Annotated in this window: 18 protein-coding genes; 11 read left to right on the forward strand and 7 right to left on the reverse strand. The window is 51.9% G+C overall.

All coding sequences use genetic code 11. The annotated features are described in order from the left end of the window. Nucleotides 1-2 precede the first annotated feature (2 nt). The 4 genes from P9H32_RS06980 to P9H32_RS06995 all read right to left on the reverse strand — a co-directional run bounded on the left by P9H32_RS06980 (nt 3) and on the right by P9H32_RS06995 (nt 6,175). Entirely contained in the window at nt 3-1,241 is a 1,239-nt protein-coding gene (locus tag P9H32_RS06980; RefSeq protein ID WP_322608171.1) for a M28 family metallopeptidase, read from the reverse strand. Between the two features lie 71 nt (nt 1,242-1,312). After that, nucleotides 1,313-2,557 (reverse strand): M28 family metallopeptidase, encoded by a 1,245-nt coding sequence (locus tag P9H32_RS06985; protein ID WP_322608172.1) that lies wholly within the window; start codon nt 2,555-2,557, stop codon nt 1,313-1,315. A gap of 59 nt (nt 2,558-2,616) precedes the next feature. Continuing rightward, nucleotides 2,617-4,728: a uroporphyrinogen-III C-methyltransferase gene (gene cobA, locus P9H32_RS06990; protein ID WP_322608173.1), complete on the reverse strand. Its 2,112-nt coding sequence runs from the start codon at nt 4,726-4,728 to the stop codon at nt 2,617-2,619. Further along, nucleotides 4,682-6,175 carry an NAD(P)-dependent oxidoreductase gene (locus P9H32_RS06995; RefSeq protein WP_322608174.1) on the reverse strand — a complete coding sequence of 498 codons (1,494 nt, stop codon included), beginning with the start codon at nt 6,173-6,175 and terminating at the stop codon, nt 4,682-4,684. The genes cobA and P9H32_RS06995 overlap by 47 nt, the downstream gene beginning before the upstream one ends. Before the next feature lie 187 nt (nt 6,176-6,362). Here P9H32_RS06995 and P9H32_RS07000 point away from each other — a divergent pair, with 187 nt between their 5' ends. The 6 genes from P9H32_RS07000 (at nt 6,363) to P9H32_RS07025 (ending at nt 13,460) form a co-directional block, all read left to right on the forward strand. Beyond that, nucleotides 6,363-6,938 (forward strand): hypothetical protein, encoded by a 576-nt coding sequence (locus P9H32_RS07000; RefSeq protein WP_322608175.1) that lies wholly within the window; start codon nt 6,363-6,365, stop codon nt 6,936-6,938. 41 nt (nt 6,939-6,979) lie between these two features. Next, nucleotides 6,980-8,401 (forward strand): cytochrome c biogenesis ResB family protein, encoded by a 1,422-nt coding sequence (locus P9H32_RS07005; RefSeq protein WP_322608176.1) that lies wholly within the window; start codon nt 6,980-6,982, stop codon nt 8,399-8,401. After that, complete coding sequence (locus P9H32_RS07010) at nt 8,401-10,179, forward strand: cytochrome c biogenesis protein (RefSeq protein WP_322608177.1); 1,779 nt, start codon at nt 8,401-8,403, stop codon at nt 10,177-10,179. The genes P9H32_RS07005 and P9H32_RS07010 overlap by 1 nt, the downstream gene beginning before the upstream one ends. 202 nt (nt 10,180-10,381) lie before the next feature. After that, on the forward strand, nt 10,382-11,557 hold the full coding sequence (locus P9H32_RS07015) for a two-component system sensor histidine kinase NtrB (protein WP_322608178.1): 1,176 nt from the start codon (nt 10,382-10,384) through the stop codon (nt 11,555-11,557). Between the two features lies 1 nt (nt 11,558). After that, nucleotides 11,559-12,908, forward strand: a complete 1,350-nt coding sequence (locus tag P9H32_RS07020; protein ID WP_322608179.1) for a sigma-54-dependent transcriptional regulator — start codon at nt 11,559-11,561, stop codon at nt 12,906-12,908. Between the two features lie 6 nt (nt 12,909-12,914). Further along, nucleotides 12,915-13,460 carry an isochorismatase family protein gene (locus P9H32_RS07025; RefSeq protein WP_322608180.1) on the forward strand — a complete coding sequence of 182 codons (546 nt, stop codon included), beginning with the start codon at nt 12,915-12,917 and terminating at the stop codon, nt 13,458-13,460. 24 nt (nt 13,461-13,484) lie between these two features. On the opposite strand, the gene P9H32_RS07030 is transcribed toward P9H32_RS07025, so the two are convergent. Continuing rightward, a complete protein-coding gene (locus tag P9H32_RS07030) occupies nt 13,485-13,913 on the reverse strand; it encodes a YcgN family cysteine cluster protein (protein ID WP_322608181.1) in 429 nt (142 codons plus the stop codon). Then, the gene (locus P9H32_RS07035) at nt 13,910-16,387 is read right to left on the reverse strand and encodes a response regulator (RefSeq protein WP_322608182.1); all 2,478 of its coding nucleotides are present in this window, start codon (nt 16,385-16,387) and stop codon (nt 13,910-13,912) included. The genes P9H32_RS07030 and P9H32_RS07035 overlap by 4 nt, the downstream gene beginning before the upstream one ends. 109 nt (nt 16,388-16,496) lie before the next feature. On the opposite strand from P9H32_RS07035, the gene P9H32_RS07040 reads away from it, so the two are divergent. From P9H32_RS07040 to P9H32_RS07055, 4 genes are all read left to right on the forward strand, one after another. After that, on the forward strand, nt 16,497-17,741 hold the full coding sequence (locus P9H32_RS07040) for a glycosyltransferase family 4 protein (RefSeq protein ID WP_322608183.1): 1,245 nt from the start codon (nt 16,497-16,499) through the stop codon (nt 17,739-17,741). Nucleotides 17,742-17,787: 46 nt separating this feature from the next. Further along, complete coding sequence (locus P9H32_RS07045; RefSeq protein WP_322608184.1) at nt 17,788-18,090, forward strand: DUF4404 family protein; 303 nt, start codon at nt 17,788-17,790, stop codon at nt 18,088-18,090. A gap of 18 nt (nt 18,091-18,108) precedes the next feature. Then, nucleotides 18,109-19,479, forward strand: coding sequence for a UDP-glucose 6-dehydrogenase (locus P9H32_RS07050; protein WP_322608185.1), 1,371 nt, complete (start codon nt 18,109-18,111; stop codon nt 19,477-19,479). A 115-nt stretch (nt 19,480-19,594) separates the two neighbouring features. Continuing rightward, entirely contained in the window at nt 19,595-21,136 is a 1,542-nt protein-coding gene (locus tag P9H32_RS07055) for a sulfatase (protein ID WP_322608186.1), read from the forward strand. Nucleotides 21,137-21,194: 58 nt separating this feature from the next. Here P9H32_RS07055 and P9H32_RS07060 read toward each other — a convergent pair whose 3' ends face one another. Next, the gene (locus P9H32_RS07060; protein WP_322608187.1) at nt 21,195-22,106 is read right to left on the reverse strand and encodes a family 16 glycosylhydrolase; all 912 of its coding nucleotides are present in this window, start codon (nt 22,104-22,106) and stop codon (nt 21,195-21,197) included. 734 nt (nt 22,107-22,840) lie between these two features. Between P9H32_RS07060 and P9H32_RS07065 the strand changes: the two genes are divergently transcribed. Next, the gene (locus tag P9H32_RS07065; RefSeq protein ID WP_322608188.1) at nt 22,841-24,235 is read left to right on the forward strand and encodes an RNA/DNA-binding domain-containing protein; all 1,395 of its coding nucleotides are present in this window, start codon (nt 22,841-22,843) and stop codon (nt 24,233-24,235) included. Nucleotides 24,236-24,446 lie beyond the last annotated feature (211 nt).

Genomic DNA, 24,446 nt, shown 5'->3' on the forward strand with positions numbered 1-24,446 from the left:
GTTTATTGCTCCGGATCGCTGATGACTTTGAAAATGCGGTTTGAATAGGCGTTGAGATCGAAGGAAACCGAGTGGGTGGTGATGGTTGGAGTGGAGGGAACGGTGGTTAAAACGTTCCAGCCATTGGAAGCGATCAGGTTGGTGCTTCCGTAAACATCGTAAGCAATCCCGGGACTGCTTTCCCAGTTGAGCGATACGGTGCTTCCGGAAAAAGTCTGCCACAGCGTGGCCGGTGGAATCACCACGGCCTGATCCAGCAGGTAACCGACAAGCATCCGGGTGACATCGGTTGCATACGCATAGGAGATATAGTTCGGCTGATCAATGTTGTCGTTCGGGGTATGGTAATACGGATTTTCGTACTGCGGCGGATTGTTCCAATAATCATAATAATCACCTTCGATGACCAGAATGGATTCGATACCCGCATCGTCGAACGGTTTGTGATCGCTCAGATCCCAGTCCGAGCTTTTGTAGGTTTCGACGCCGGAATAGGTGGCTGCAGCATCCTCCAACGCTTTACTGAGCGGAGAGTTTCTTTGGTAATTCACGGTGCCGAGAATGACGTCATACGCGGTGGTGGGATCATCGTATCCGATCATGTCGACACTGAGCATGCCTTTAATATTTGCGCGCAGGAAACGGGTGGCATTGGTCTGTCCGGTTTGTGTGGTGGTCCAGTTGTTTACAAAATGCTTCGAACCGAAAAAGCCTTTCTCTTCGCCGTCGAAGGCAATCAGGATAATGGTATCCAGAAAGGTGTAATCCTGAATGGCCCGGGCGGTTTCCAGGATGCCCGCCACACCGCTGGCATTGTCATCGGCGCCGGGACAGACACCGGTTACGTCGGATTGCCCGCTGTCTACACTGTCGTAGTGGGCTCCGATGATGTGGATGAAACCGCTGGTGCCGCGTTTGATGGCGATGACGTTGTTGCAACCGGTATAAGAGCGGCCGCTGTAATTGAAGGTGAACGGGGCGAGATAGGTTTCAAAGCCCATGGCCTGAAATGTGTTGAAAATATAATCGCGCGCCAGATCATGCTGCGGGAGGGGGGTGCGGGGGGAGGAGCCATCGGTGAATCCGCGGCTGTCGCCTTCTTCGACGAACAGGTTGATGTGGAAATTTGAATAACTTCCTTCTGAGACTTCTCCCGCGATATCGGAAATGGATACGGCTAATGCGGTCAGTGCCGTTCCGCCGAAAAGTCCAAGGCTCAGCAGTATGCGTTTCCAAAACATGAAAAGGGTACTACACACAGGTCCCGGCTGAGTAAAGATGCAAGAGATGAAAACAAGTGCGGATGAGTGTGTCAGCGACTCAGCACGCGGAACATGGTTGCGGTAGCCGTGTTGAGGTTGAACTGGATGGTTTGGTCAACGACGTCGTTGGTGGCATCGATCCGGGAGACCAGATTCCAGGCATTGGATGTCAGATTGTCGGTTCCGTACACTTCGTATTCAATATCCGGGCTGGTGAGCCAGCTGATGGAAAAAGTGTTGTTGGAAATGCTTTGATTCAGTGTGGCTGGAAAAATGGGAATGGCATAGTCGCAGACCGCACCGGCGACGCCTCTGGTGACATCGGCGGCGTAGTCGAGATTCAGATAATCCGGCGAATCGATGGCGTCGTAGTCGGTGTGATAGTACGGATTTTTAACGAAGTTGGTCGCATTCCAGTAATTGACGAAGTCATATTCAATCACGTGAATGGCATCGAGGCCGATGTTGTAAAAGGAAATATGGTCGCTGGAATTATATCCGCTGGAAGCAACAACGTTGAGGTCGGTGTATTTTTCAATGGAAGCACCAACTGCAAATGCCGCCTGGCTGAATCCGCTGACCCTGCCCATAACCACGTTGTAGGGCGTGTTGGTATGATCATAGGCAATGGAGTCGAGATTCACGACCGCCAGGATGGACGATTTCAGAAAGGCGGTGGAATTGGTTTCGACGGGATTATCGGTAATGTGGTTGTCCCGGAAATAGATGGAGCCCTGATAATCTTTTTCCTCGGCATCGCAGGCGAGGAAGACGATGGTGTCTTTAAAGGTATAATCCTTAATTGCTTCCGCAATTTCGAGGAGGGCGGCGACGCCGCTGGCCCCGTCATCGGCACCAGGCCCTATCGTAAGGTTCCGATGGCCGCTGTCGACGGAATCATAGTGTGCGATCAGCAGATAGGTATTGGTTCCTCCGTTTCCCCATTTTGTGGCGACGACATTGTTGCACCCCGCATAATGATAGGTGTTCGAATCATCGTCGTAGCTGAAATTGACATCAAATTCGAACGGGTCGAGCCAGGTGTCGTAGCCCCAGGCCGTAAAATTCGAAACCATGTAATCGCGGGCGAGATCATGCTGATAGGCCGGAACGCGGGGACTGGGCCCGTCTGTGAATCCACGGCTTTCACCGATGTGGGTGTAAAGATGGGCCAGATGATTCGAATAACCCGCCGTTGTTACAGAATCCACGATATCGAACGCGGTAATCCCCGTTGCCTGCAGTGTTATGCCCAGCAGAAAAGCGGATACCCGGAATATGTGCTTCGAAACCATACGACTGCTCTACAGGCGGTGCCGGAATTAGTAAAGGGGCAAAGGCAGAATAATCCTGCTTAAGTCATGCAACGGCTGATAAAATACTGTGCCAGCGACTGAATGGCTCCGGGAATGGTTGATTCCGAGGCCATTACATCCGGAGTGAGATGATGGCGTTTCAACGCCTGGGCCGTCGGTTTTCCGATTACGACACAGATTTTGTTTTCCAGGGCCTGAATGCCCCGCTGGGCGATAAACGATTCCACGCCGGAGGCACTGGCGAAAAAGACAGCATCAAACGGGGGAAGCTCTTCGTGGATGATCTGCTCGTTGTCGTAGATAATTGCATCTTCCACCTCGGCTTCCAATGATTGGAAGCTTTCGGCGAGGTCGGGGCCGGCTTTGTCGGAGCGGACGCGGAGAATTTTTTCGCCGGGCTTAACGATTTCTTTGGCGAGTATTTTCAGAGCTTCTGCGCTGAAATTGCCTTCGGGCTGAGCGTCCACCTGAATACCGTATTCTGCAAATTCCGCCGCGGTGCCGCGACCGCAGACCATAATGTTCGGGATACTGCGGTAATCGATCTTCTGATCTTGGACCAGTTTCATGAGGGCGCGGACTGACGAAGGAGAGGTCACAACAAGCCAGTCTTTATTTTTAAAATCGAGGGAGTAATTGCGGCGCGGTTTCAGTCGGATCAGCGGATACTGCACCGGATGTCCGCCGAGGTCGTGCACGAGATCGGCGGCTTTCTGCTGAATGGCTTCGGAGCAGGTGAGCAGAATCCGTTTACCCTGCAGGGCGCCGAGATGCTCTTTATAGCCGTAGCGGGTGGTTTCGCCGATCATGATGAGGCCCGGCTGACGGATGCAGTGTTTCTGCGCGTGGTCGGGCAGCGATTTCAGCGTGGTTTTAAAAAGCTGTTCATCTTCGCCGCCGGCGTTGTAAATCACCGCCGCCGGGGTTTCGGGGTCGTGTCCGTCGTCGATCATCTGCTGTGCAATTTGGTCCATGGCGCGGATCGACATGTAGTAGATCACCGGGAGTTTGTCTTTCATTCCGCCGTCGCACCGCGCCAGTCCGCCGCCGCTGAGGCGCGGCGTGAGGGCGACAAAACCGCGGGAGATATCGCGACGGGTCAGCAGCATTCCGGTGCCGGTGGTGGCGGCCTGCAGCGCGCTGATGCCGGGGATGACACGGAAGGGAATATTGAGTTCCTCCAGCGCTTCCGTTTCTTCGGCGAGGCGGCCGAATATGCCTGGATCGCCGCCTTTGAGGCGCACTACGCGTTTACTCCGGCGTACACATTCGCAGATCAGCCGGGTGGTTTCGTGCTGTTCTTTGCTGTGTGCGCCGCAGCGTTTGCCGACATCGATTGCCTGGGCCCCGTAGGGCAGTTCGTCCAGCAGCGATTTATCGATCAGGGAATCGTAGAGGCAGATGTCGGCTGTTTTGAGGGCGCGCAGGGTGGCGAGAGTACAGAGCTCTTTATTGCTGACACCGGCGCCGGCAAAGGTGACGGCATGCATGAACAACGACCGCAGGGCCATGATACGTTCATCCCCTTTGCGGAAGGTGATGGCGAGATAACCCTGGGCTTCCGGCACGTCGAGTTCTTCGAGTGGAATCCATTCGGTTATCCGATCCTCAAGCCCGAGGCGGACCAGCGCTGCGCCGGCCATAATGACAATGTCGTAATCGCCGCGATCAACCTGAGCAATGCGTTCTTCAATATTGCCGCGGATGGTTTTCTGTACGCCATTCGGAAAGCGGGTCCGGCCATATTTCTCCCGCCGTTCGGAACTGACGCCGATTACCGGATTTTCCGGAAGCTCATCGGCTGTTTTTCCGTGGGCAAGCACCAGTACATCGCGCGGTTCGGCGCGCCAGGGGAGCCAGAACCAGTCGAGGTCGTCGGGCTGGGGATAGAGCAGATCTTTGGCGCTGTGGACGGCCAGATCGATTTTGCCGTTGCGCAGAGCATCATCGAGTTCGCGGGTGAAAAAATCGTCCGCGGCGTTGCGCAGATCGGTGGTGCGGTCGGTATCGCCGACGGAGGCGATCGGGACCATTTCAAAGGCGATGCCTTCGAGCATGGCTTCGATGCGGTCGAGCGCGTCGCGGGTCTGGGTCAGCGCGAGGTTACTCGGCCGTGTGCCCGCTTTTAAAACTGTTTGCGATTTTGTCATAGAGATCTCGGTTGGCCTTGGCGATCGTTTTGCTGCGGGAGAGAATTTCATCCATATCGGTGAGTTCGCGGCGGTACCAGTATTTCAACCCGTCGAGGTCGACAACGGTGACATCGGAGGAGAGATCGTCGAGCTCCGGATCGATGTTGCGCGGCATGCCGAGGTCGATGACTATGACGGGGCGTTCCTGATTAAAGAAGGGGGCGTGGGCCATGTGGAGAATATGGCCCGGGGCATCGGTGGCACTGACGATGATGTCGGCATCGGTGATGCGGTTTTTCATGTCGTTGAAGGAGCAGAGTTCCACTTTTCCGGCCAGTGTTTCCGGGACATGCGGTTTGTTGACGTGATAGCACCAGATGATTTTTCCAACCTCTGGAAGGCTGTCGATGACGAAGCCTTTTCCGATCATGCCGGCACCGAGCATCATGACCGTGGATTCGGTCAGATTTTTACCGTGTGCTTCGAGATATTTAATGGCGAGGTCTTCGATTTCATAGTTGTGGAGCAGCGGAGCCACTTCGTTTTTGATACTTTTGGAAACGTAGAGGGAGGAGGAAATCCATTCCTGCATCATATTTCCGGCCCAGCCGCGCTGTTTGGCCAGTTCGAGTGCATCTTTTATCTGGGAGGTGATGTGATTTTCCCCCGGCGTTTGCGAAAGCATGCCGCCGGTGACCAGGCACAGGTGCTCGAAGGCTTCCCAGCCGTTTTTGATGTAAAACTTGTCTTCCTTCAAATTGGTGAAGCCCATGATATGGCGGAGAATGCCGTTTTCCATGGTTTCGGTCGAAACGGCTGCAATGATCTCCACCCGGTTGCAGGTGTTGAGCATCATGAATTCATGAATGCCCCAGAGCTGCATAATCATGAAACCGGCGCGTTCGAAGCGGGGACCGGTCAGGTGGAAGGGTTCGCGTTCTTCCACATTCAGGTGGTTGTGGTCGGTGCCGACAACGACCAGATGTGCGGCATCCATCATTCTGAGATGACGTGAAAGGCTGTTTTTGACCATTTTAGATTGCCGGCAGTTGTTTCCGCCGGAAGAGACGGAAACCATCAGTTTGTCATGGCGGGTGATGGCCGGTGTGGTGAAATCGCTCTTCGACCAGTTGCCGTCGACGCAGCAGCAGAGCACATGGTGTTTGCGGGCGGCTTCGAGCACGGTGCGGTTGACGCCGCGACTGTTGGTGGCGGCATAGACGATGGTATTTCCGATTACGTCATCGTCTTCGAAGCGGCGGGCGATATGTTTAATCTGTCCGGTGAGAACGAGTTCTTCGACTTCATCATTGATCTCCGGACTGACAACCGTGAGTTCGGGCCCGGTATCGAGCAGCAACAGAATTTTGCGAAAGGCAACCTTGCCGCCACCGACCACCAGGCAGGGGCGGCCTTTGAGGAACAGGTTGATGTGGATGCCGTTGTGAGATTGATCTTTATTCATGGTTCAGTTAGGTGGAAATCAGTAGAACAAAGCCCGGAATATTTGGCGATCTGTTTTCCATAAAAACGCGAAAAGATAGGGGAGGCCGTGTCTGATTGCAAGGGCGATAGACGTTAAACGTTATAATATTCATCGACATTGAACGTTTATGACCACTATCGTGTCGGTCTTTTCAGTTGGGAGAAAAATGATGCAGAAGACATGGTTCGGATTACCCCTTATCGCTTTATTGGCCGCCTGTGGCGGAGAAAAAATTGAAACCTATCAGGTGCCGAAGGAGACGGTTGCCGCTCCGGCTATGCCGGCCCCTGTGAAACAGACTCCGGCCGCGACGGTTCGCCGCTCCTCGCCGGGATTTTCCGCAGATCTGCCTGACGGCTGGAAGGAAGTGCCTTCGAGTTCGGCCATGCGGAAAGCCAGCTATGTTGTAGAAGGCACGGCGATCGATGCCTATTTTATCTCGCTTTCCATGGGGGATGTGCTCAGCAATGTGAATCGCTGGCGCGGGCAGGTGGGTCTGCCGAATGCATCGCTGGACGCTATTGAAGCGAATATGGTCGAATTCTCCATTAACGGCCATGGGTGCAAATATTTTGAAATCTATAACGAGGAGAACGACAAGGGCATCATTGCAGGCATCATTGATCTGTCGCCGAGTTATTGGTATTTCACGGCAAAAGGCCCCGTCAGTGAGCTTAAAGTTCACACGGCCGATATGCAGAACTTCCTCAAGTCGATGAAGTTTGACGGCCACAATCATTAACTTTCAGGCATCGTCGCTGCCTTTTCCGGATATCTAATTTTATGTTAAACAGGTTATTTGATTTTCTTCAGTCCCTCAAACTGACCGTATGGTTGCTGGTTCTGAGCATGGTGCTGGTATTCGCAGGGACGCTTGCACAGGTCGATAAAGGGATCTGGAATGTGATGGATCAGTATTTCCGCTGTTACATCGCCATGATCGATCTCCCCGTCTTTTTTCCCCGGAGTTGGAATGTTCCGGATATTGGAATTCCGTTTCCCGGCGGCTTTCTGATCGGCTGGTTATTGACGATCAATCTGATTGCGGTGCATTCACAGACGTTCAAGGTTCTGGCCAAAGGCGGGCGCAGAATGGCCGGGCTGGTGCTGTTTGCTCTTGGCATTCTGGTGGTGGTCGGGGTGATGCTCGGCTGGGGAACAGCACCGGTTGCCGCTACGGAAAATGATGCGTTCTGGCGGGTTTTTCTGCGGCTCGGCCGCGGTACGGCGGCGGCCGTTGTACTTTATGCAGCCTGTGTGCTGCTCTATCGGCAGCGGGCCGGTATGGTGTTGCTGCACGGCGGTATTCTCTTTCTGTTGATCGGTGAATTTTTCACGGCACTCTTTGCGGTTGAAGCCACGATGACCATTAAAGAAGGGGAAACCGTCAATTTTCTCGACCGGTCGCAGCAGCTGGAGCTCGCGTTTACGGAAACAAGTCATCCCGATTACGATACCGTCACCGTTATTCCGCAGAAACTGCTCCGGGATGGTGAGCTGATTTCCGATGAACATCTTCCGTTTGATGTGAAGGTGCATCGGTTTATGGAAAACTCCAACTCTCCCCGGCCCTTGAACAGTATGCCGCCTGCGTTACTCAGCAGTTATCCGGAATATGAAGGTTTCGGCTCGCGGCAATATATCGCTGAAGCACCGCAGGTAAGTGGCGCAACGGGGTCCCGGAATGCACAGGCGGTGGATGTGGAACTGATGGATCCGTCCACAGGGAAATCACTTGGCCGTTATATTCTTTCGCTGTGGATGTATCCCAACTTTGTGAACCGGACCTGGGATATGCCGACCCATATTACCGTGGGCGATAAAACCTATACGGCCTACCTGCGTTTCGGGCGGGAATATGCCAAAGCCCCGAGCGGAAATCCCTTTTCGATCAAGCTGCTCGATTTTGTGCATGAAAAATATGAAGGCACTCAGATGCCGAAAGATTTTGCATCGAAAATTCTGCTGGTGAACGAGGGCGACGGCGTGGAGCGTGAGCTGCGGATTTGGATGAATAATCCGTTGCGCTATGCTCGCCGTACGTTTTATCAGTCGGGTTTTCTGCCGGACGACGGCGGCACAGTACTTCAGGTGGTTCGCAATGATACCTGGATGATTCCCTATCTAAGTTGCATGATTGTTTTTGTCGGCATGACGGCCCAGTTTGTCCAGTCGTTCAACCGCTATTTAAGGAGGGACGCCTGATGAAGCGCACGATTACCCAGATTTTCGTAGTTCTGTTCTGCCTCTGGTTTTTTCAAAAAGGGCTTAGGCCGAAGAGTGAAACACCTGAAGAGTTCCAGCTGAATGCCTTTGCGCATCTCCCGGTAAAATATGAAGGCCGGAAAAAACCGCTGGATACGTTTGCCCGTAATCTGCTCACCGTGCTTTCCGGAAAACAGTCGGTCCGAAATCCGGATGGAGAAAAAGTCGAAGCGATCGAGTGGCTGCTGGACAGTATTTCCGGAACCGAGCACGCTGCGGATTACAGGGTTATCCGTATTGAAAATATTGATCTGCTCGCCAGCCTCGGTCTGGGGGAGAAGGATGGAGATCATTTCCGTTTTTCATATCGCCAGCTCGCTCCCGCTCTGGTGACGCTCGATCAGGCCGCACGCTCCGCGTTCGCAAAAGACAGCCGTGAACGCGATCTGTACGACCGCCAGGTCATCAAGCTGGCTAATAAACTCTATGCTTTTCAGAATGTGCTCAGTTCATTTGAAGATCCGTCCGGCACTCCGCAGGATCAGATTTTTTCAACTGCGCAGCGGTACATGACGCTGGAAGGCTATTCGATTCCGCTGGTGATTCCTCCAACGGCTGGAAATGACCGCTGGCGTCCGCTCATGAGTGTGCTCCTGGCCTCGCACCCGGCGATGCAGGGGATATCCGGACACGAAATCAGCGTTGATCCGGCTGCCATCCACTTCGGGGTGATGCTGGCGGCGTATCGGGAAGGCAATGTGGATGCATTCAATCAGCAGCTTTTTGAGTACGGTGACGTCGTTCGTGCTGAAAGTCCTGAAGCGTTCGATAAAGTTTCGTTTGAGGTTTTTTATAACCGCCTCAATGCTTTCATGAAATCGGCACAGCTTTATCTGCTGGTTTTTGTGCTCAGTATGTTCGGTTGGCTCTTCCGAAAAGACGGGCTGATTTCCGCCTCGCGCACCATCATGATGGTCGCCTTTGTTCCGCATACCTGGGCCATCATTGCGCGCGTGTTCCTTTCCGGTTATCCGCCGGTAACCAATCTCTATTCCTCCGCAATTTTTATCGGTTGGGCTGCTGTCGGGGCGGGCATTATTCTGGAACTCGGATTCCGTAAAAAGGCTGCCGGAATCGGTAATCTGGTCGGTGGAATTGCCGGTTTTTCAACCCTGCTTATTGCCTACTTTCTCGCTGGAGACGGCGATACGATGGAGCAGATGCGGGCTGTGCTCGATACCCGCTTCTGGTTGGCTACGCATGTTATCACGGTCACGCTTGGCTATATGGCCACATTTGTAACCGGCGCGATCGGTGTTTTTTACATATTGAGCGGACTGCTCACCCGCCGTCTGGATCAGGAAACCGAAGACGGGATGTACCGCATGATGTATGGCACCACCTGTTTTGCGTTGCTGCTCAGTTTTGTGGGAACCGTACTCGGCGGTTTGTGGGCCGACGATTCATGGGGCCGGTTCTGGGGCTGGGACCCAAAAGAAAACGGGGCGCTTCTTATTGTGATCTGGAATGCGATCATGCTGCACGCGAAATACGGACAGATGGTCAAGCACCGAGGTTTTGCGGTTATGGCCGTATTCGGCAATGTGGTAACTGCATGGTCGTGGTTCGGGGTGAATCAGTTGTCGGTCGGTTTGCATTCCTATGGATTCACCGATTCCGCCAGCTTCTGGCTCATTATGTTCTGTCTGTCGCAGTCTATCCTTTGTGCCGCTGGGCTGACGCCTGCCAAACGCTGGAAATCCGGCGCCGTGCAATAAATTCAAATCACCAAGCATATGAAGATCATTGCGATATATAATTTCATACATTGCAATGTATGAAATTATATTTTTATCGATTAAACGGAGGATTTTATTTTTTCATACATTGCAATGTGTGAAAAATGAGTCATTTAGGCGCTAGTCAGCTGTCTGTGAATTTGGATTGATTGATCTGCGACTTTGTGACACAGTTCATTCCATGAAACCGGGATTTTTTGATAAGCTGGTTGGTCATCTTGATCATCTTGATAAAGGTAGTCTTCAAACTTATTTTTTGCGTTTGGCCCGCGAAAAAGGGTTGATGGAAACCATTTTCCAGGCGTTGGAAGAGGGGATCATTGTATTGGATTCAGAGGCTCAGCTGTCGTATGCCAACCGTGCGGCGGAGAGCATGCTGGGTTTCAAACTCGAACATGCTGCGGGCGACCGGATTCAGAAATACCTTAAGGACATTCATTGGGATCTCGTACTCGATCTGGATGAGGAAGAGTGGAGCCAGCTGGTTCGCCGTGAAATCGAGATTACCTATCCTCAGCACCGGTTTGTGGAATTTTATGTGGTTCCGTTGACGGCGGTGGATGAAAACGAAGAAGGGGCTGTGGTTATTTTCCGGGATGTGACGAGCGAGCGGCAGACGACGGCGGATTCGATTGAATCAGAACGGTTGCATGCATTGAGTCTGTTGGCTGCCGGTGTGGCGCATGAAATTGGGAATCCGCTCAATTCGATCAATATTCATCTTCAGCTGCTGGATCGGGAAATCGGGTACTTGGAAAATGAAGAAGCGGTGGGCGAGCTGCGCGAGCTGGTTGAAGTTTCCCGGAAGGAGGTTGCCCGGCTTGATACGATTATCCGGCAGTTCCTGAAAGCTTTGCGGCCGTCGTTGCCGGAGCGCAAGCTGCAGAAGCTTGAAACGCTGCTTCATGAAACGCTCGAGGTGATGCAGCATGAGATGCGTGACCGGAGGATGTTGGTGGAAACCGATTTTGCCGACGATGTGCCGGCGGTGATGGTGGATGAAACGCAGGTGATGCAGGTGTTCTTCAATGTCATTAAGAATGCGCTTCAGGCGATGGAAGACGGCGGTATTCTGAAGCTGGAAACAGATGTTACGGATCGGTTTGTCGGTGTGGTGATTGAGGATAATGGCTCCGGAATTGATCCGGATAAACTCGGTACGATTTATGAGCCGTATCATACCACCAAGGCGGAGGGCAACGGGCTGGGGATGATGATCGTGCAGCGCATTATGCGCGATCATGGCGGCGAGATAGAAATCAATTCCGAGCCTGGCCGCGGCACCCGCCTTACGTTGAGATTTCCGCGCGAAGATGCGCGCATGAATTTACTGATTGCTCCGGAAAAGGAGGCTTGAGATGGCTAAACCGACTGTGTTGATTGTTGATGATGAAAAGAGTGCGCGTGAGGGGCTGGTTCGGGCGCTGCGACGGGATTATCGTGTTTTTGCGGCGGAAAACGGAACGTCTGCGCTTGAGGTGCTGGGCAGTCAGAATATTGATGTATTGCTCAGCGATGTCCGGATGCCGGGCATGGACGGCATCACACTGTTGCAGCGTGCTCTGGCCAATTACCCGGAATTGACGGTGATTATTCTGACGGCCTACGGCGATGTCGATATGGCCGTGGAGGCGATGAAACACGGTGCAACCGATTTTATGACGAAGCCGATCAATCTGGATAAACTGGAACTGGTGCTTGATCGCTTGCTGAAGGCCAAGAAAATCGAGCTGGAGAATGAGCAGCTCAAGGTGCAGCTCGATAATAAATACGGTCTGGAGAATATCATCGGCCGGTCGGCTCCGATGCAGGAGGTTTTCGATACGATTCGTCAGGTGGCCGGTTCCCGTGCGACGGTGCTGATTCAGGGCGAGAGCGGGACGGGCAAGGAGCTGGTAGCGAAAGCGATCCATCAGTTGAGCTCGAGGAACAAGGGGCCGTTTGTGGCGGTGCATTGTGCTGCGCTTTCGCAGAATATTCTGGAGAGTGAGCTGTTCGGTCATGAGAAGGGTGCATTTACGGGGGCGATGGAACGGCGCATCGGCCGCTTTGAAAAGGCGGATGGGGGTTCACTGTTTCTGGATGAAATCTCTGAAATTGATGCAAACGTGCAGGTGAAGATTCTCCGGGCATTGGAAGAACGTCAGGTGGAACGCGTCGGCGGCGATACCCCGGTGGATGTGGATACACGGCTCATTGCAGCCACGAACCGCGACCTTAAAGCCATGGTGGAAGATGGCGATTTCCGGGAGGACCTGTTTTACCGCTTATACGTCGTCGTCATCACGCTCCCTCCGTTGCGGGAGCGGCAGGATGATATTCTACTGTTGCTGAATCATTATCTTGCGGTTTTCAATGAGGAGAATACGAAGCAGATTGAGGGGTTCACGCCGGCGGCCTATGAACTGTTGGCCGCGTATGACTGGCCGGGAAATATCCGGGAGCTGCGCAATCTGGTGGAACGCATGGTTGTGCTCGCACGGGGAAAAGTGCTCGATGTTTCGGATATTCCGGCGCAGGTGCGTGAAAAAGCCCGTGGCGGGGGCGAAGTTAAAGTCGATGCGGAGCTGACGGTGGACGAAATGGAAAAGCGGATGATTATCCAGGCTCTGGAAAAGACCGGCGGCAATCGTACGAAGGCTGCGGAAAAGCTCGGGATCAGCCGGCGGACGCTGCACCGTAAACTGAATCAGTATGAAATCCATTAGGGGTTGATGATGCTCGATTCTAACAATGCGGTTTTAATTGTTATTGATGTTCAGGGGCGTCTTCATGAGTTTATGGCGGATAAGGATGTTCTCGATGCCAATCTTGAAAAACTGATCGGGGCGGCAAAGCTGCTGAATATTCCCATGATCGGAATCGGGCAGATTCCGGAAAAACCGGGGGAAACCAGTGAGCCCTTCAGGAGCATGCCGGAACATGTCCCAATGGTTGGAAAAACGACGTTCAGTTGTTGCGGAGATCCGGGGTTTGATGCTGTTTTCCAGGGGAGGGGAAAAAAGCAGGTGATTCTGGCAGGCATTGAAGCGCCGCACATTTGTGTGTATGAAACGGCGGTTGAACTGCTTGATCGAGGAGTCGAGGTTTTTGTGGCGGCTGATGCTGTGTCTTCGCGCACCGCATATAAAATAGAGCTGGCACTTGAGGCGATACGACAGGTAGGCGGGGTGATTCTTCCGACGGAGTCCATTTTGATGGCGTTGCAGAAAGATGCGGCATCGCCGACCTTCCGGGGAGTGTTGCGATTAATTAAGTAAGGGGCGATTTGCAACGCCGACCTCTTAATCGACAATATATTTTTCCAGCTGCTCTTCATCAGCCAGGAATTCCGGAATCAGTTTTTTTCTGGCGGAAGCCCCGTGAGCATGAACCGATGCGGGATCGCCGGTGATGAGCGGATGCCAATCGGGTAGCGGTTTGCCTTCGTAAATCAGGCGGTAGGCGCAGGTTTCGGGCATCCATTCGAAATATTCGGGTTTATCGGCAGAGAGCACTGCACAGTCGGGAACGAGTTCGTGGCGTTGCGCATAATTCATGCAACGGCAGGTGTTCACGTCGAGCATGCGGCAGGCAACACAGGTGTAGTGGATTTTTCCGGTTTCTTCGACTTCGAGTTTGTGGACGCAGCATTTGGCGCATCCGTCGCACAGGGATTCCCATTCCGCGGGAGTCATTTCGTGCAGGGTTTTGGTTTTCCAGAAGGAGGTCATGATGTAGCCGTGTATTTATTGATCAGTTCTATAAGTGCGTGCCGGTTGACCGGTTTGGAGACATAGTCGTCCATGCCGCCTTCAATACATTTCAATTTGTCGTCTTTCATTGCGTGAGCGGTGATCGCGATAATAGGAATATCAGAAAGGGGGGTTTGCATGCCACGAATAATTGTTGTGGCTTCAAACCCGTCCATTACCGGCATTTGGCAGTCCATAAGGACGACATCGTAGGACTCGGCCCGCACACGCTGAATCGCGTCCTGACCGTTATCAGCGGTGTCCACTACACAGCCTGCTTTGCGGAGAATGGCCGTTGCAACCTTCTGGTTGACTACATTGTCTTCGGCAAGCAGCACTTTAATGCCGGGTTTGTGCACAGTTTTGGGCTTGGTGTCGATCCCTTTAACCGTGGTTGCATGGGCGGATTGTTTGAGTGTGAGATTGAAGAAAAAGGTTGAACCGTGGCCATAGGAGCTGATGAGGCCGATCTTCCCGCCCATGAGTTCCACAAGCTGCTTGGTGATGGCCAGGCCGAGTCCTGTGCCACCATAGAGCCGTTTGGCGGAACCATCGGCCTGGGTGAATTTTTCAAAGACCTTCGGTTGCACATCTTTACTGATGCCGATTCCAGTGTCTATAACCTGGAAATAAATTTCGGTTTCTTGGGGTGTTTTTTTGCGGCATTCAATATTCAGTGTAACGGATCCGGAGTGGGTGAATTTCAGGGCATTGCCCAGCAGGTTGATCAAGACCTGTTCAATCAGTCCGACATCACCAAGGACATAGGGCGGCACATCCTCGTGGCATTGGCATTTGAATTCCACACCGGAGCGTTCGGCCTGCGGCTTGAACATGTAGAACATGGAGTTGCACAGCTCGCGCAGGTCAAAGGCGGATTCGCGGACATCCATTTGTCCGGCTTCAATTTTTGAAATATCGAGCACATGGTTGATAATGTTCAGCAGGCCGTTGGTGGATTGCAGGATCGTGTCCAGGCAGTTGTTCTGCTCCGGGTTGAGCGGCGTATCCGACATCAGTTGCGCCATGCCCACGATGCCGTTGAGCGGGGTGCGGATTTCATGACTCATATTCGCGAGGAACTCGGATTTTGCCAGATTGGCATGTTCCGCGGTTTCACGCGCCTCTTCCGCCATCTGCTGTGCCTCTTCCGCCATATTGCGCGCGGCAACCATTTTTTCCTCGGCCTCTTTGCGCAGGGTAATGTCGCGGACGTGCAGCTGCAGAACGGCCTGTCCATCGAGTTGCTGGAGCGCACCGGTCATTTCAATAGGGAAGACTCTTCCATCTGCATCCAGCGTATAACCTTCATTTTTGGTGATGGAGCCGGAAAACCACAGGCCCATGTTCTGGTCGACTTCGGCATGAAAATCGCCGGGGACCAGATCGTGAATAAGCCGGGTGAGCAGTTCCTGCTTACTCATTTTCACAAACTGGCAGGCGCGGTCGTTCACGGCCATAATCTGACCTTCGCGGCTGAGCACAAAAACCGCATCCGGAGAGTTCTCGAAAATCTGCCGCAACCGCTCCTCGCTCTCCCGATACTGCCGGGTTCGCTCATCCACCCGCCGGGCCAGTTTGCGGTTCCACAGCAGAATCAGTGCAATCACCACCGCAACGATCCCCGCGACACTCATGGCGGTTACGAGGATATATTTGACGGGCCAGATGTTCCGCGCATATTCCGAGCCGAGCCATTTGGCCTGAATACGGTTAAGCGTTCCGCTTTTGTGCGCGTGGGAGATTCCTTTGTTAATCAGGCTCAGCAATACATCTTCGCCTTCCTTTACCGCCATGCACAGCCGCGCGGAATAAAGCGGTTCCCCGACAATTTTAAGGGGTCGGTTTTCTGAGCTGTACATGTGGTGTTGCGTGACGAGCTCATTGCCAACCATGGCATCAACCGAGCCGTTCAGAACCAGCTGTACCGCCTCTTCAGTGGAGGATACAAACTTGATCTCGCACCGGATTTTGTTGGTTTGCAGCACCTCCAGAGCGTGGCTGGAGGCCATGATGGCCACTTTGCGGTTGTTGAGTGAATAAATATTCTGGATATCTGACCGATCGCTTCTAACGTACAACGTCACCGGCGTGATTTTGAGTGTCTGGGAAAAATCGAGTACCTTATCGTACCGGCGAGTATAATAGATGCCGGCAAGCACGTCGGCTTCACCATTTTGAAGCATCTCAAGCGCCTTGTCCTCGGGGGCGGTAAGGATACGGATCTTAAAGCCCATATCCGCGGCCATCCACTGCGCCAGTTCCACATTGATTCCGGTGACGTGTTTCTTATGGATAAAGTCGAAGGGAGCATGATCGGGCTGCGCCACAAAGACGACTTCCCCTTTTTCGGCAAGGTATTCTTTTTCACTGACACTTAAATCCGCCGCGTAAACGGCTGGCGAACTGATCAAAACTGCGAATAAAGCCGCTTTGTAAAAACATATTCTCATGAGGAATCCAGTTTAAACTTCCTGACAGACACTTCAACTTTATTACGCTTTAAGTGTGCCACTTTACAGCCTTTCAACCTTTTGAAAAATGCCGTACGTTGGAACGCTTATGGCGAAGGTTGAAAAAGTAGTTCATGTCATGCGGCGTTTTACCCCCGAAAAATGGGGCGGAACTGAAAGTGTGGTGTTCAGTGTTTCAAAAGAGCTGACCCGCCGGAAGATCGTCAATCGGGTTTTCTGCACCGATATGCTGGCTGAATCCGGTTTCCACACGTTGGAATCGGTTTCGGTGAGGCGTTTCAGCTACTGTTTTCCCTGGCTGTTTCTTTCCCGCGCGGCCCGCAAAAAGCTGGAGCTGAAAGGTGGCAGCCCGTTGTCGCTCCCCCTTTTTTTTGCGCTGCTGGTTGAGAAGGATATTTCAGTCATTCACACCCACGTGCAGAAGCGGCTCGGCGGAATGGCCCGGACGGTCGCGCGCCTGAAAAAAATTCCGTATGTGGTCAGTCTGCACGGCGGCTGTTTTTCGGTGCCGACGGAACAGCTCGAAAAAATGACCGAACCGTTTCGTGGAAAACCGGAGTGGGGCAAGGCATTCGGAGCGCTCTTCGGCTCCCGCCGCGTGCTCGAAGACGCCGATGCCATAATCTGTGTCGGCCGGAACGAAGCCGATGAGGCCAGAAAACGTTTTCCGGATAAACCCGTTCATTACCTGCCCAACGGCGTCGATGTCCGTCGCTTTTCCGAGGCCGACGGCGAGGCTTTTCGTAAAAAATACGGGTTCCGGCCACGGGAAAAAATTGTGCTCTGCGTCTCCCGTATTGACTATCAGAAAAATCAGCTCGGACTGGTTCGCGCTTTTTCGGCCTTCGCCGAAAATCATCCCGATCATCGGCTGGTGCTGATTGGTCCGGTGACGGTGGAGGCCTACCGGGATACGCTGGAAAAAGAGATTCAGACCTTGGGCCTTTCCGGTCGGGTTACCGTGATTGAAGGATTATCACCCCTCGATCCGCTGCTGCCTTCCGCCTATAAAGCCGCTGAAATGTTTGTGCTGCCCTCGGTTCATGAACCATTCGGTATTGTGGTGCTCGAGGCCTGGGCGGCGGGTCTCCCTGTGGTTGCCAATAGAATCGGCGGAATTCCGGGGTTTGTGAAGCACCGGGAAACCGCGTTGCTGACGGAGCCGGGCGATGATGATGCTCTGCGGGAAGGCATGGAAATTCTCGCTGAAGATATCGCATTGCGCAGTGATCTTTCGCGCCGTGCATTTGGCGAAGTGGCCTCGACCTATGACTGGTCAAAGGTTACGGATCGGTTGCTGGCCGTTTATGAGGAAGTGATTGCCGTAAAATAAGCATTCCGTGTGTGCAAAAGAATACTTAAAGACTGGCGAAAGCAGCATGAAATCCTCATATTGCCGGTTTCGCGTTCAGAAAATGAAGGGGAATAAAATGCCGCACAATGAAGTCAAAAAATCAATCGGAGCACTGAAAGCTGAAGTTGAACAGACACCGAAGGATACCGGCCGGTTTGAAGAGATCCTGCACGATGCGCACGAAGGTCTGGAGCGCTATACCCCCGAAGCTCTTCAGGACTTTGCCGAAACGCTGAAGCGCGAAGCCGCTGAGTTCGAGGTGGATCATCCGCAGATTGTCGCTCTGATCAACCACATCACCACATCGCTCAGCAATCTTGGAATTTAAAATAGGAGTAATTGTAGTATGACAAAAATCTGTTGTATTGGTGCCGGCTATGTGGGAGGACCCACCATGGCCATGATTGCAAAAAAATGTCCCCAGGTGCAGGTGACCGTGGTCGACATCAACGAAGCGCGGATTGCCGCGTGGCAGACCGATGATCTCCCGATCTACGAACCCGGCCTGCTGGACGTGGTAAAAGAAGCCCGAGGTCGTAATCTGTTTTTCTCGACCGACGTCGATCAGGGCATCAAAGATGCCGACATTGTTTTTGTGAGTGTAAATACACCCACCAAAACCTTCGGCGAAGGAGCCGGCTGCGCATCCGACCTGCAATATTGGGAACTCTGCGCGCGCCGGATTAAAGAGGTTTCCACCTCCGATAAAATCATTGTTGAAAAATCCACACTGCCGGTTCGTACCGCTGAAGCGATGGAGCGCGTACTGCATGCCGGTGACAATCCGGTGCATTTCGAAGTGCTCTCCAATCCCGAGTTTCTTGCGGAAGGAACGGCCATTGAAGATCTGGAATGCCCCGACCGCGTGCTGATTGGCGGCCATCAAACGGAAAGCGGGCAGAAAGCCCTGCAGGCGCTGGTTGATATTTATGCCACCTGGATTCCGCGTGAGCGCATCCTGACCACCAACGTCTGGTCATCGGAATTGTCCAAACTGACTGCCAATGCATTTCTGGCTCAGCGCGTCAGCTCCATCAATGCGATTTCCGCGCTGTGCGAATCCACGGAAGCCGATGTGGCGGATGTGGCGCACGCCATCGGCACCGACAGCCGGATTGGCTCGAAATTCCTCAAGGCGTCTATCGGTTTCGGCGGATCCTGCTTCAAAAAGGATATTCTGAACCTGGTGTATCTCTGCGAAACCTATGGGCTGACCGAACCGGCCAACTACTGGCGCTCCGTCGTGACCATGAACGAATATCAGGAAGCCCGGTTTGTAACGACGATGCTGCACTCCATGTTCAATACCATTGCCAACAAACGTATTGCCGTGCTCGGTTTTGCCTTTAAGGCGGATACCGGCGACACGCGTGAAAGTCCGGCGATTAAAGTCTGCCGGAAGCTGGCTTCGGAACATGCATCCATTGTGGTTTCCGACCCGAAAGCCATGGATAACGCGAAGCTGGAAATGCCCGAACTGGCCGACGATATTGAATTCCAGGAAGATGTCTATAAAGCCTGCGACGGCGCCCACGCTGTCGCCGTGCTGACCGACTGGAAACAGTATAAGGACCTCGACTTCCAGCGCATTTACGATTCCATGCAGAAACCGGCCTTCATTTTTGACGGCCGTAACATGCTGGATCACGATGCGCTGTACAAAATGGGCTTCGAAGTCTATTCCATCGGAAAAGGCCGCAAAACCCATCTCAAATAATTTTCCAACGCTTGGAAATGCAAAGGGCTTCCAATCTCCGGAAGCCCTTTTTTGTGCCTTTGTCCAGCGGAGAGGTCCGATCTGCGTTGTTTGATAAACGGGATCGGGAGACGGGATGAACAAACTGGTTTTACTCTATTGCTGTATTTCAGGGCTGGCTCTGGCTGAACGGCCGAACTTTGTATTTATTCTGGCCGATGATCTCGGCTACATGGACCTCGGTTATAACGGCAGTACGTTTTATGAAACGCCGAATATCGATGCGCTGGCGGAAAAAGGGCTGCGGTTTGATCAGGGCTATGCCGCATGTCAGGTCTGCAGTCCGTCACGCGCGAGTATCATGCTGGGGAAAACGCCGGCGCGTCACAACATCACCCAATGGATCGGATCCGCATGGGGAATGGACTGGAATCGGAATGATCCGGTGCTGCCCGTTGAATATGCCTGGAATCTGCCGCACGAGGATACAACCCTTGCGGAAGCCCTGCGCGATGGCGGGTATACCACTTTTTTCGCGGGGAAATGGCATCTGGGGTCTAAAGGGTCCTGGCCGGAAGATCATGGATTTATGATTAATAAAGGCGGCTGGGATGCCGGAGGGCCGAGGGGCGGCTATTTTGCGCCCTATAAAAACCCGAATCTGGCGGACGGTCCCGACGGAGAATCCCTGACCTTGAGGCTGGCGGAAGAGACCGCGTCTTTTATTGAATCCAACGGGGATCAACCCTTTCTGGCTTTTCTTTCGTTTTATGCCGTGCATGGTCCCATTCAGACGACGGAAGCCTTATGCAGTAAATATCGGGAAAAAGCGGCGAAAATGGGCCGGGCTGAAACGCGCTTTAAATTCGACCGACGGCTGCCGGTTCGGCAGGTGCAGGATAATCCGATTTATGCGGGGATGATGGAAACGCTCGATGATGCCGTCGGGATCGTGATGCGGAAACTCGAAGAAACCGGGCTCGATAAAAATACAGTTGTGATTTTCACTTCCGACAACGGCGGCGTTTCTTCCGGCGATGCGTTTTCAACCAGTCTGCTGCCGTTGCGCGGCGGAAAAGGGCGGCAATGGGAAGGGGGGATCCGTGAACCTTTTATTATTCATGTGCCTGGCATGACGAAATCCGGATCGGTGTCGGATGTTCCGGTGATTGGAATGGATTTTTATCCCACGATGCTCGAGCTTGCCGGCCTGCCGCTGCTGCCGGAACAGCATGTTGACGGGGTCAGTCTGGTGCCGCTGCTGAAAGGCGGTGAAATTAAAGAGCGGGATCTGTTCTGGCACTATCCGCACTACGGCAATCAGGGCGGAGAGCCGTCGTCCATTATCCGCTCCGGCGACTGGAAGCTGATTTATTATCACGAGGACGGCCGCTACGAACTCTACAATCTTTCACAGGACATCGGCGAGCAGACCGACGTTGCCGTCCGGTATCCGGAAAAGGTGGCCGAACTCCGGAAAAAGCTGTCCCGCTGGTTCATGGAAACCGGCGCAACGTTCCCGGCTTTGGACCCGCGTTTTGATCAGCAGAAATTTGAAGCAAAAATGGAGCGCGCCCGGACGGAAGGGATGCAGCATCTTGAACAGCAGCACGCTGATTTTCTGGATAAAACGAAAAAGCCCAGCCCCGACTGGTGGGGCAGTGCGAAAGATGAATGATCCACAGATTTCACGGATTAGAGGGATTATTCAGTTCGTCTGTGGAAATCCGTGAAATCTATGGATTACTTATCCCGGCCTGGACGGGTTTATAGACCCGGATCCAGTCGACGCGGTAGGTGTGGTCCTCTTTGTTTTCCAGTTCCGCATCGGATGGCGTGATCTTCTGGCTGGATCGCCAGTCCTGATCTTCGACGTTGATAATGATGTCCATTTTTTTGCTCAGGCCGGTGCCGCCGGTGAACCCTTTCGGATCGATGATGTTTTCGCCGGAAACCGAGCGAACGAGTTTTCCATCCACATAATAATCCAGATTCCACGGATCCTTCCAATGCACGCCGATGCAGTGGAAATCCTCCCGCCACGGTTTTTCATTGTAGAGCCAGCTGCCGTCATCCTTCGGCTGATAATCCTGAAACGGGTCGCGGATAAATACGTGATGGCTCAGATGCAGCCGGTGTGAAAACCAGGTCTGATCCGCGTCGGCATTTTCCGACCAGTCGGCGCCGTACGCCTCAAGAATATCGATTTCCTGGGTGGAATCACGGCTGAGCATCCAGACATCGGAAGCCAGCACCGAATTGCTGATTTTGGCCCGGGCCTCTATAAAAAGCGGATAATGCACCTCTGTATTGGACGAGATACAGCCCGTATTAATCTTCTTTAGGCCATTGTGCATGATCCGGGATGCGGGAATTTCAAGGCATCCGTTGGTCACAATGACGTGATCCCGGTCCCAGAGGGTCAGGCCGGGGCCGGACCACGGGTGATGATAAAAGTCGATCCATTTATCAAATAGCCGGCTTTTGCCTTCTTTTACCGGATGGGTGTAGTTGAAGTCGTCCGACTGCGGCTGAAGTTTCCAGACCCTATTGGTTCCGGCGGGGGCCGGAACCGGAATATCTTTCCAGTCATTGGAAAGCGCCGTGGTGCAGAGCAGAGAAGCCGCTATAAAAATAAGTGTTTTCATCCGACCAAATTAAAAGCTCAACCCGTTTGTGTCTATCGGACTATCGTCCGATATGGATCATAAACCTGCAGTATTGACAGAAGAGTGCCGAGCTGCGGACCAGCCTTACCGCTCTGCGAATAACCCGTGCAGGGATTTCCCCGAAAACACCGGAAAATCTAACCAACAGAAGCTCCGTTTTTTATGCCTTACGGTGTTTCCACAGTCCATTGATAAAGTGCAGGTAACCCTTAATATGTAATCACCGGATCAATAGATGAAATATTTCTTGATATTATCCTTCTGAATTCCGAATATCTCTTTTAAAGGATGGGCCCCGGCGCTTGTTTAAACCCCCAGTTCCTGCTGTTAGGTGGAAATGATTCTGCCTAATCAACTGTTGGGGATGGATAGAGAATGAAAATGAATCAATCCAAAGAAATCAGAAAACGACTTGGATTAACCATAGTTGTCTCTGCAGGAATTACATATGTTTTATCCATTCTCGTGGTCGGATTATTAATGAACATAATCACAATCACGATTCTAACTGCTCAAATTATAAAACTAATCATATTTGGCATAATCGGATTCGCAGTCTGGAATATTCTGAAACAAAAAGGACAGATGCCAGATGATTAAACAAAACCCCAACCAGTGCTTGGAGCTGACACGGCACGACGCCTGATTTTGAGGGCAGTGTTTATTTCCCGTGCCAGCTCACGCTTAACGTTAGGAAAGAAGGATAAACCAACATGATTCAAAGTGCCAAAATTTCGGACAACGAGGTAGAAAAACTCCTTAGCCTCGAAGAAAATCATTTTTGTGACTTTAAAGCAATTGAGGTATCCCCGGGCAAACTAACAAAAGCCCTGGCCGCATTCGCAAATTCTGAGGGAGGAGAATTATTCATCGGCGTTGATGACAATCCTCGTATTTGGCGCGGTTTTGAGAGCATTGAAGCTGCAAATGCTCACGTACAGGTTTTCGATGAATTTTTTCCCTTAAGTACTGAATTTCAATACACATTTCTGAAAAATGATTCTGCCCAAGGAATAGTACTAAAGTTACAGGTTGCGAAAACTAGGGACTTAAGAAGGGCCAGCGATTCTAAAATATACGTTCGAAGAGGAGCTCAAAGCCTCCCTGTTACAGATCCTGACCGAATTGAAATACTGAAGCGGAACAAAGGGATTGTTTCATTTGAATCAGAATTAGTTCCTTGCCCAAAAGAGATTGTTACAAATTCAACTCATATTATTGAGTTCTTATTAGAGGTCGTCCCTACTGCCGAGCCTGAAAATTGGCTACAAAAACAAATGATTCTAATTGAAGGAAAACCCACCGTTGCAGGAGTTCTCCTTTTCTCCGAGGAACCACAAGCCGCATTACCCAAGAGAAGCGGGTTAAAAATATATCGCTATAAAACATCTGATTCAGAGGGAACTAGAGAAACGCTTGCATTCGATCCAATGTCAATTGAGGGAAATGTTTATGATCAAATCAAAGAATCTGTAGAAGAAACATCACGAATAATTGAGTCAGTTCGGCTCCATACTTCTGAAGGAATGATTCCCGTTAATTATCCAACGGAAGCAATTCACGAAATTATAACAAATGCCGTCATTCATAGGGATTATTCTATTACAGACGATATTCATATCCGGATTTTTGACAACCGAGTTGAAGTATTGAGCCCGGGAACTCTTCCCGGACATGTAACACCTGAAAATATTCTAGCAGAGCGCTTCGCAAGAAATCCGGGAATAGTCCGTCTTATCAATAAGTTTCCTAATCCTCCAAACAAGGACGTAGGAGAAGGCCTAAATACCGCATTCGAATCAATGAGAAGTTTAAAACTAAAACCACCAATAATATCCCAAGAGGGTGGTTATGTGAAAGTGACATTAAGACATGAAGGGTTAGCCACGCCTGAAGAATCTATTCTACTCTACCTGTTAAAACACGACGAAATCGCAAATAGGCATGCACGTGAGATCTGCTTTATCGATTCAGAAAACAAAATGAAACGAATCCTTCAATCCCTCGTAGCCAATACACTACTTGAGCCTGTTCCTGGTCGCTCCAGATATACTGCGGCATATCAATTAACAGAAAAGGGACGACAGGCTGCTAACAAATATTCCTAACCAGCAGGTGGACCCTATCGTGACAACGCCCGTTGATTCAGGCAAAGCACAAGGCACGGCAGGTCACCCGTAACGTTCGAATGCAAAGGAAAAAATGAAAACACTACTACTCGTATCTATTATTCTATTAACTGGCATATCAATTTCTGCAGAAAACTACCGTCCATTTACCGATAGAGAAGGACGTACTATAGAAGCTAAAATAATTAAA

It is taken from the genome of Pontiella agarivorans (assembly GCF_034531395.1).
GTDB lineage: Bacteria > Verrucomicrobiota > Kiritimatiellia > Kiritimatiellales > Pontiellaceae > Pontiella > Pontiella agarivorans.

Bases quoted from the DNA above. Each gene is read 5' to 3' on its own strand.
- P9H32_RS06980 (WP_322608171.1), bottom strand. From the start codon at position 1,241: ATGTTTTGGAAACGCATACTGCTGAGCCTTGGACTTTTCGGCGGAACG.
- P9H32_RS06985 (WP_322608172.1), bottom strand. From the start codon at position 2,557: ATGGTTTCGAAGCACATATTCCGGGTATCCGCTTTTCTGCTGGGCATA.
- cobA (WP_322608173.1), bottom strand. From the start codon at position 4,728: ATGACAAAATCGCAAACAGTTTTAAAAGCGGGCACACGGCCGAGTAAC.
- P9H32_RS06995 (WP_322608174.1), bottom strand. From the start codon at position 6,175: ATGAATAAAGATCAATCTCACAACGGCATCCACATCAACCTGTTCCTC.
- P9H32_RS07000 (WP_322608175.1), top strand. From the start codon at position 6,363: ATGATGCAGAAGACATGGTTCGGATTACCCCTTATCGCTTTATTGGCC.
- P9H32_RS07005 (WP_322608176.1), top strand. From the start codon at position 6,980: ATGTTAAACAGGTTATTTGATTTTCTTCAGTCCCTCAAACTGACCGTA.
- P9H32_RS07010 (WP_322608177.1), top strand. From the start codon at position 8,401: ATGAAGCGCACGATTACCCAGATTTTCGTAGTTCTGTTCTGCCTCTGG.
- P9H32_RS07015 (WP_322608178.1), top strand. From the start codon at position 10,382: ATGAAACCGGGATTTTTTGATAAGCTGGTTGGTCATCTTGATCATCTT.
- P9H32_RS07020 (WP_322608179.1), top strand. From the start codon at position 11,559: ATGGCTAAACCGACTGTGTTGATTGTTGATGATGAAAAGAGTGCGCGT.
- P9H32_RS07025 (WP_322608180.1), top strand. From the start codon at position 12,915: ATGATGCTCGATTCTAACAATGCGGTTTTAATTGTTATTGATGTTCAG.
- P9H32_RS07030 (WP_322608181.1), bottom strand. From the start codon at position 13,913: ATGACCTCCTTCTGGAAAACCAAAACCCTGCACGAAATGACTCCCGCG.
- P9H32_RS07035 (WP_322608182.1), bottom strand. From the start codon at position 16,387: ATGAGAATATGTTTTTACAAAGCGGCTTTATTCGCAGTTTTGATCAGT.
- P9H32_RS07040 (WP_322608183.1), top strand. From the start codon at position 16,497: ATGGCGAAGGTTGAAAAAGTAGTTCATGTCATGCGGCGTTTTACCCCC.
- P9H32_RS07045 (WP_322608184.1), top strand. From the start codon at position 17,788: ATGAAATCCTCATATTGCCGGTTTCGCGTTCAGAAAATGAAGGGGAAT.
- P9H32_RS07050 (WP_322608185.1), top strand. From the start codon at position 18,109: ATGACAAAAATCTGTTGTATTGGTGCCGGCTATGTGGGAGGACCCACC.
- P9H32_RS07055 (WP_322608186.1), top strand. From the start codon at position 19,595: ATGAACAAACTGGTTTTACTCTATTGCTGTATTTCAGGGCTGGCTCTG.
- P9H32_RS07060 (WP_322608187.1), bottom strand. From the start codon at position 22,106: ATGAAAACACTTATTTTTATAGCGGCTTCTCTGCTCTGCACCACGGCG.
- P9H32_RS07065 (WP_322608188.1), top strand. From the start codon at position 22,841: ATGATTCAAAGTGCCAAAATTTCGGACAACGAGGTAGAAAAACTCCTT.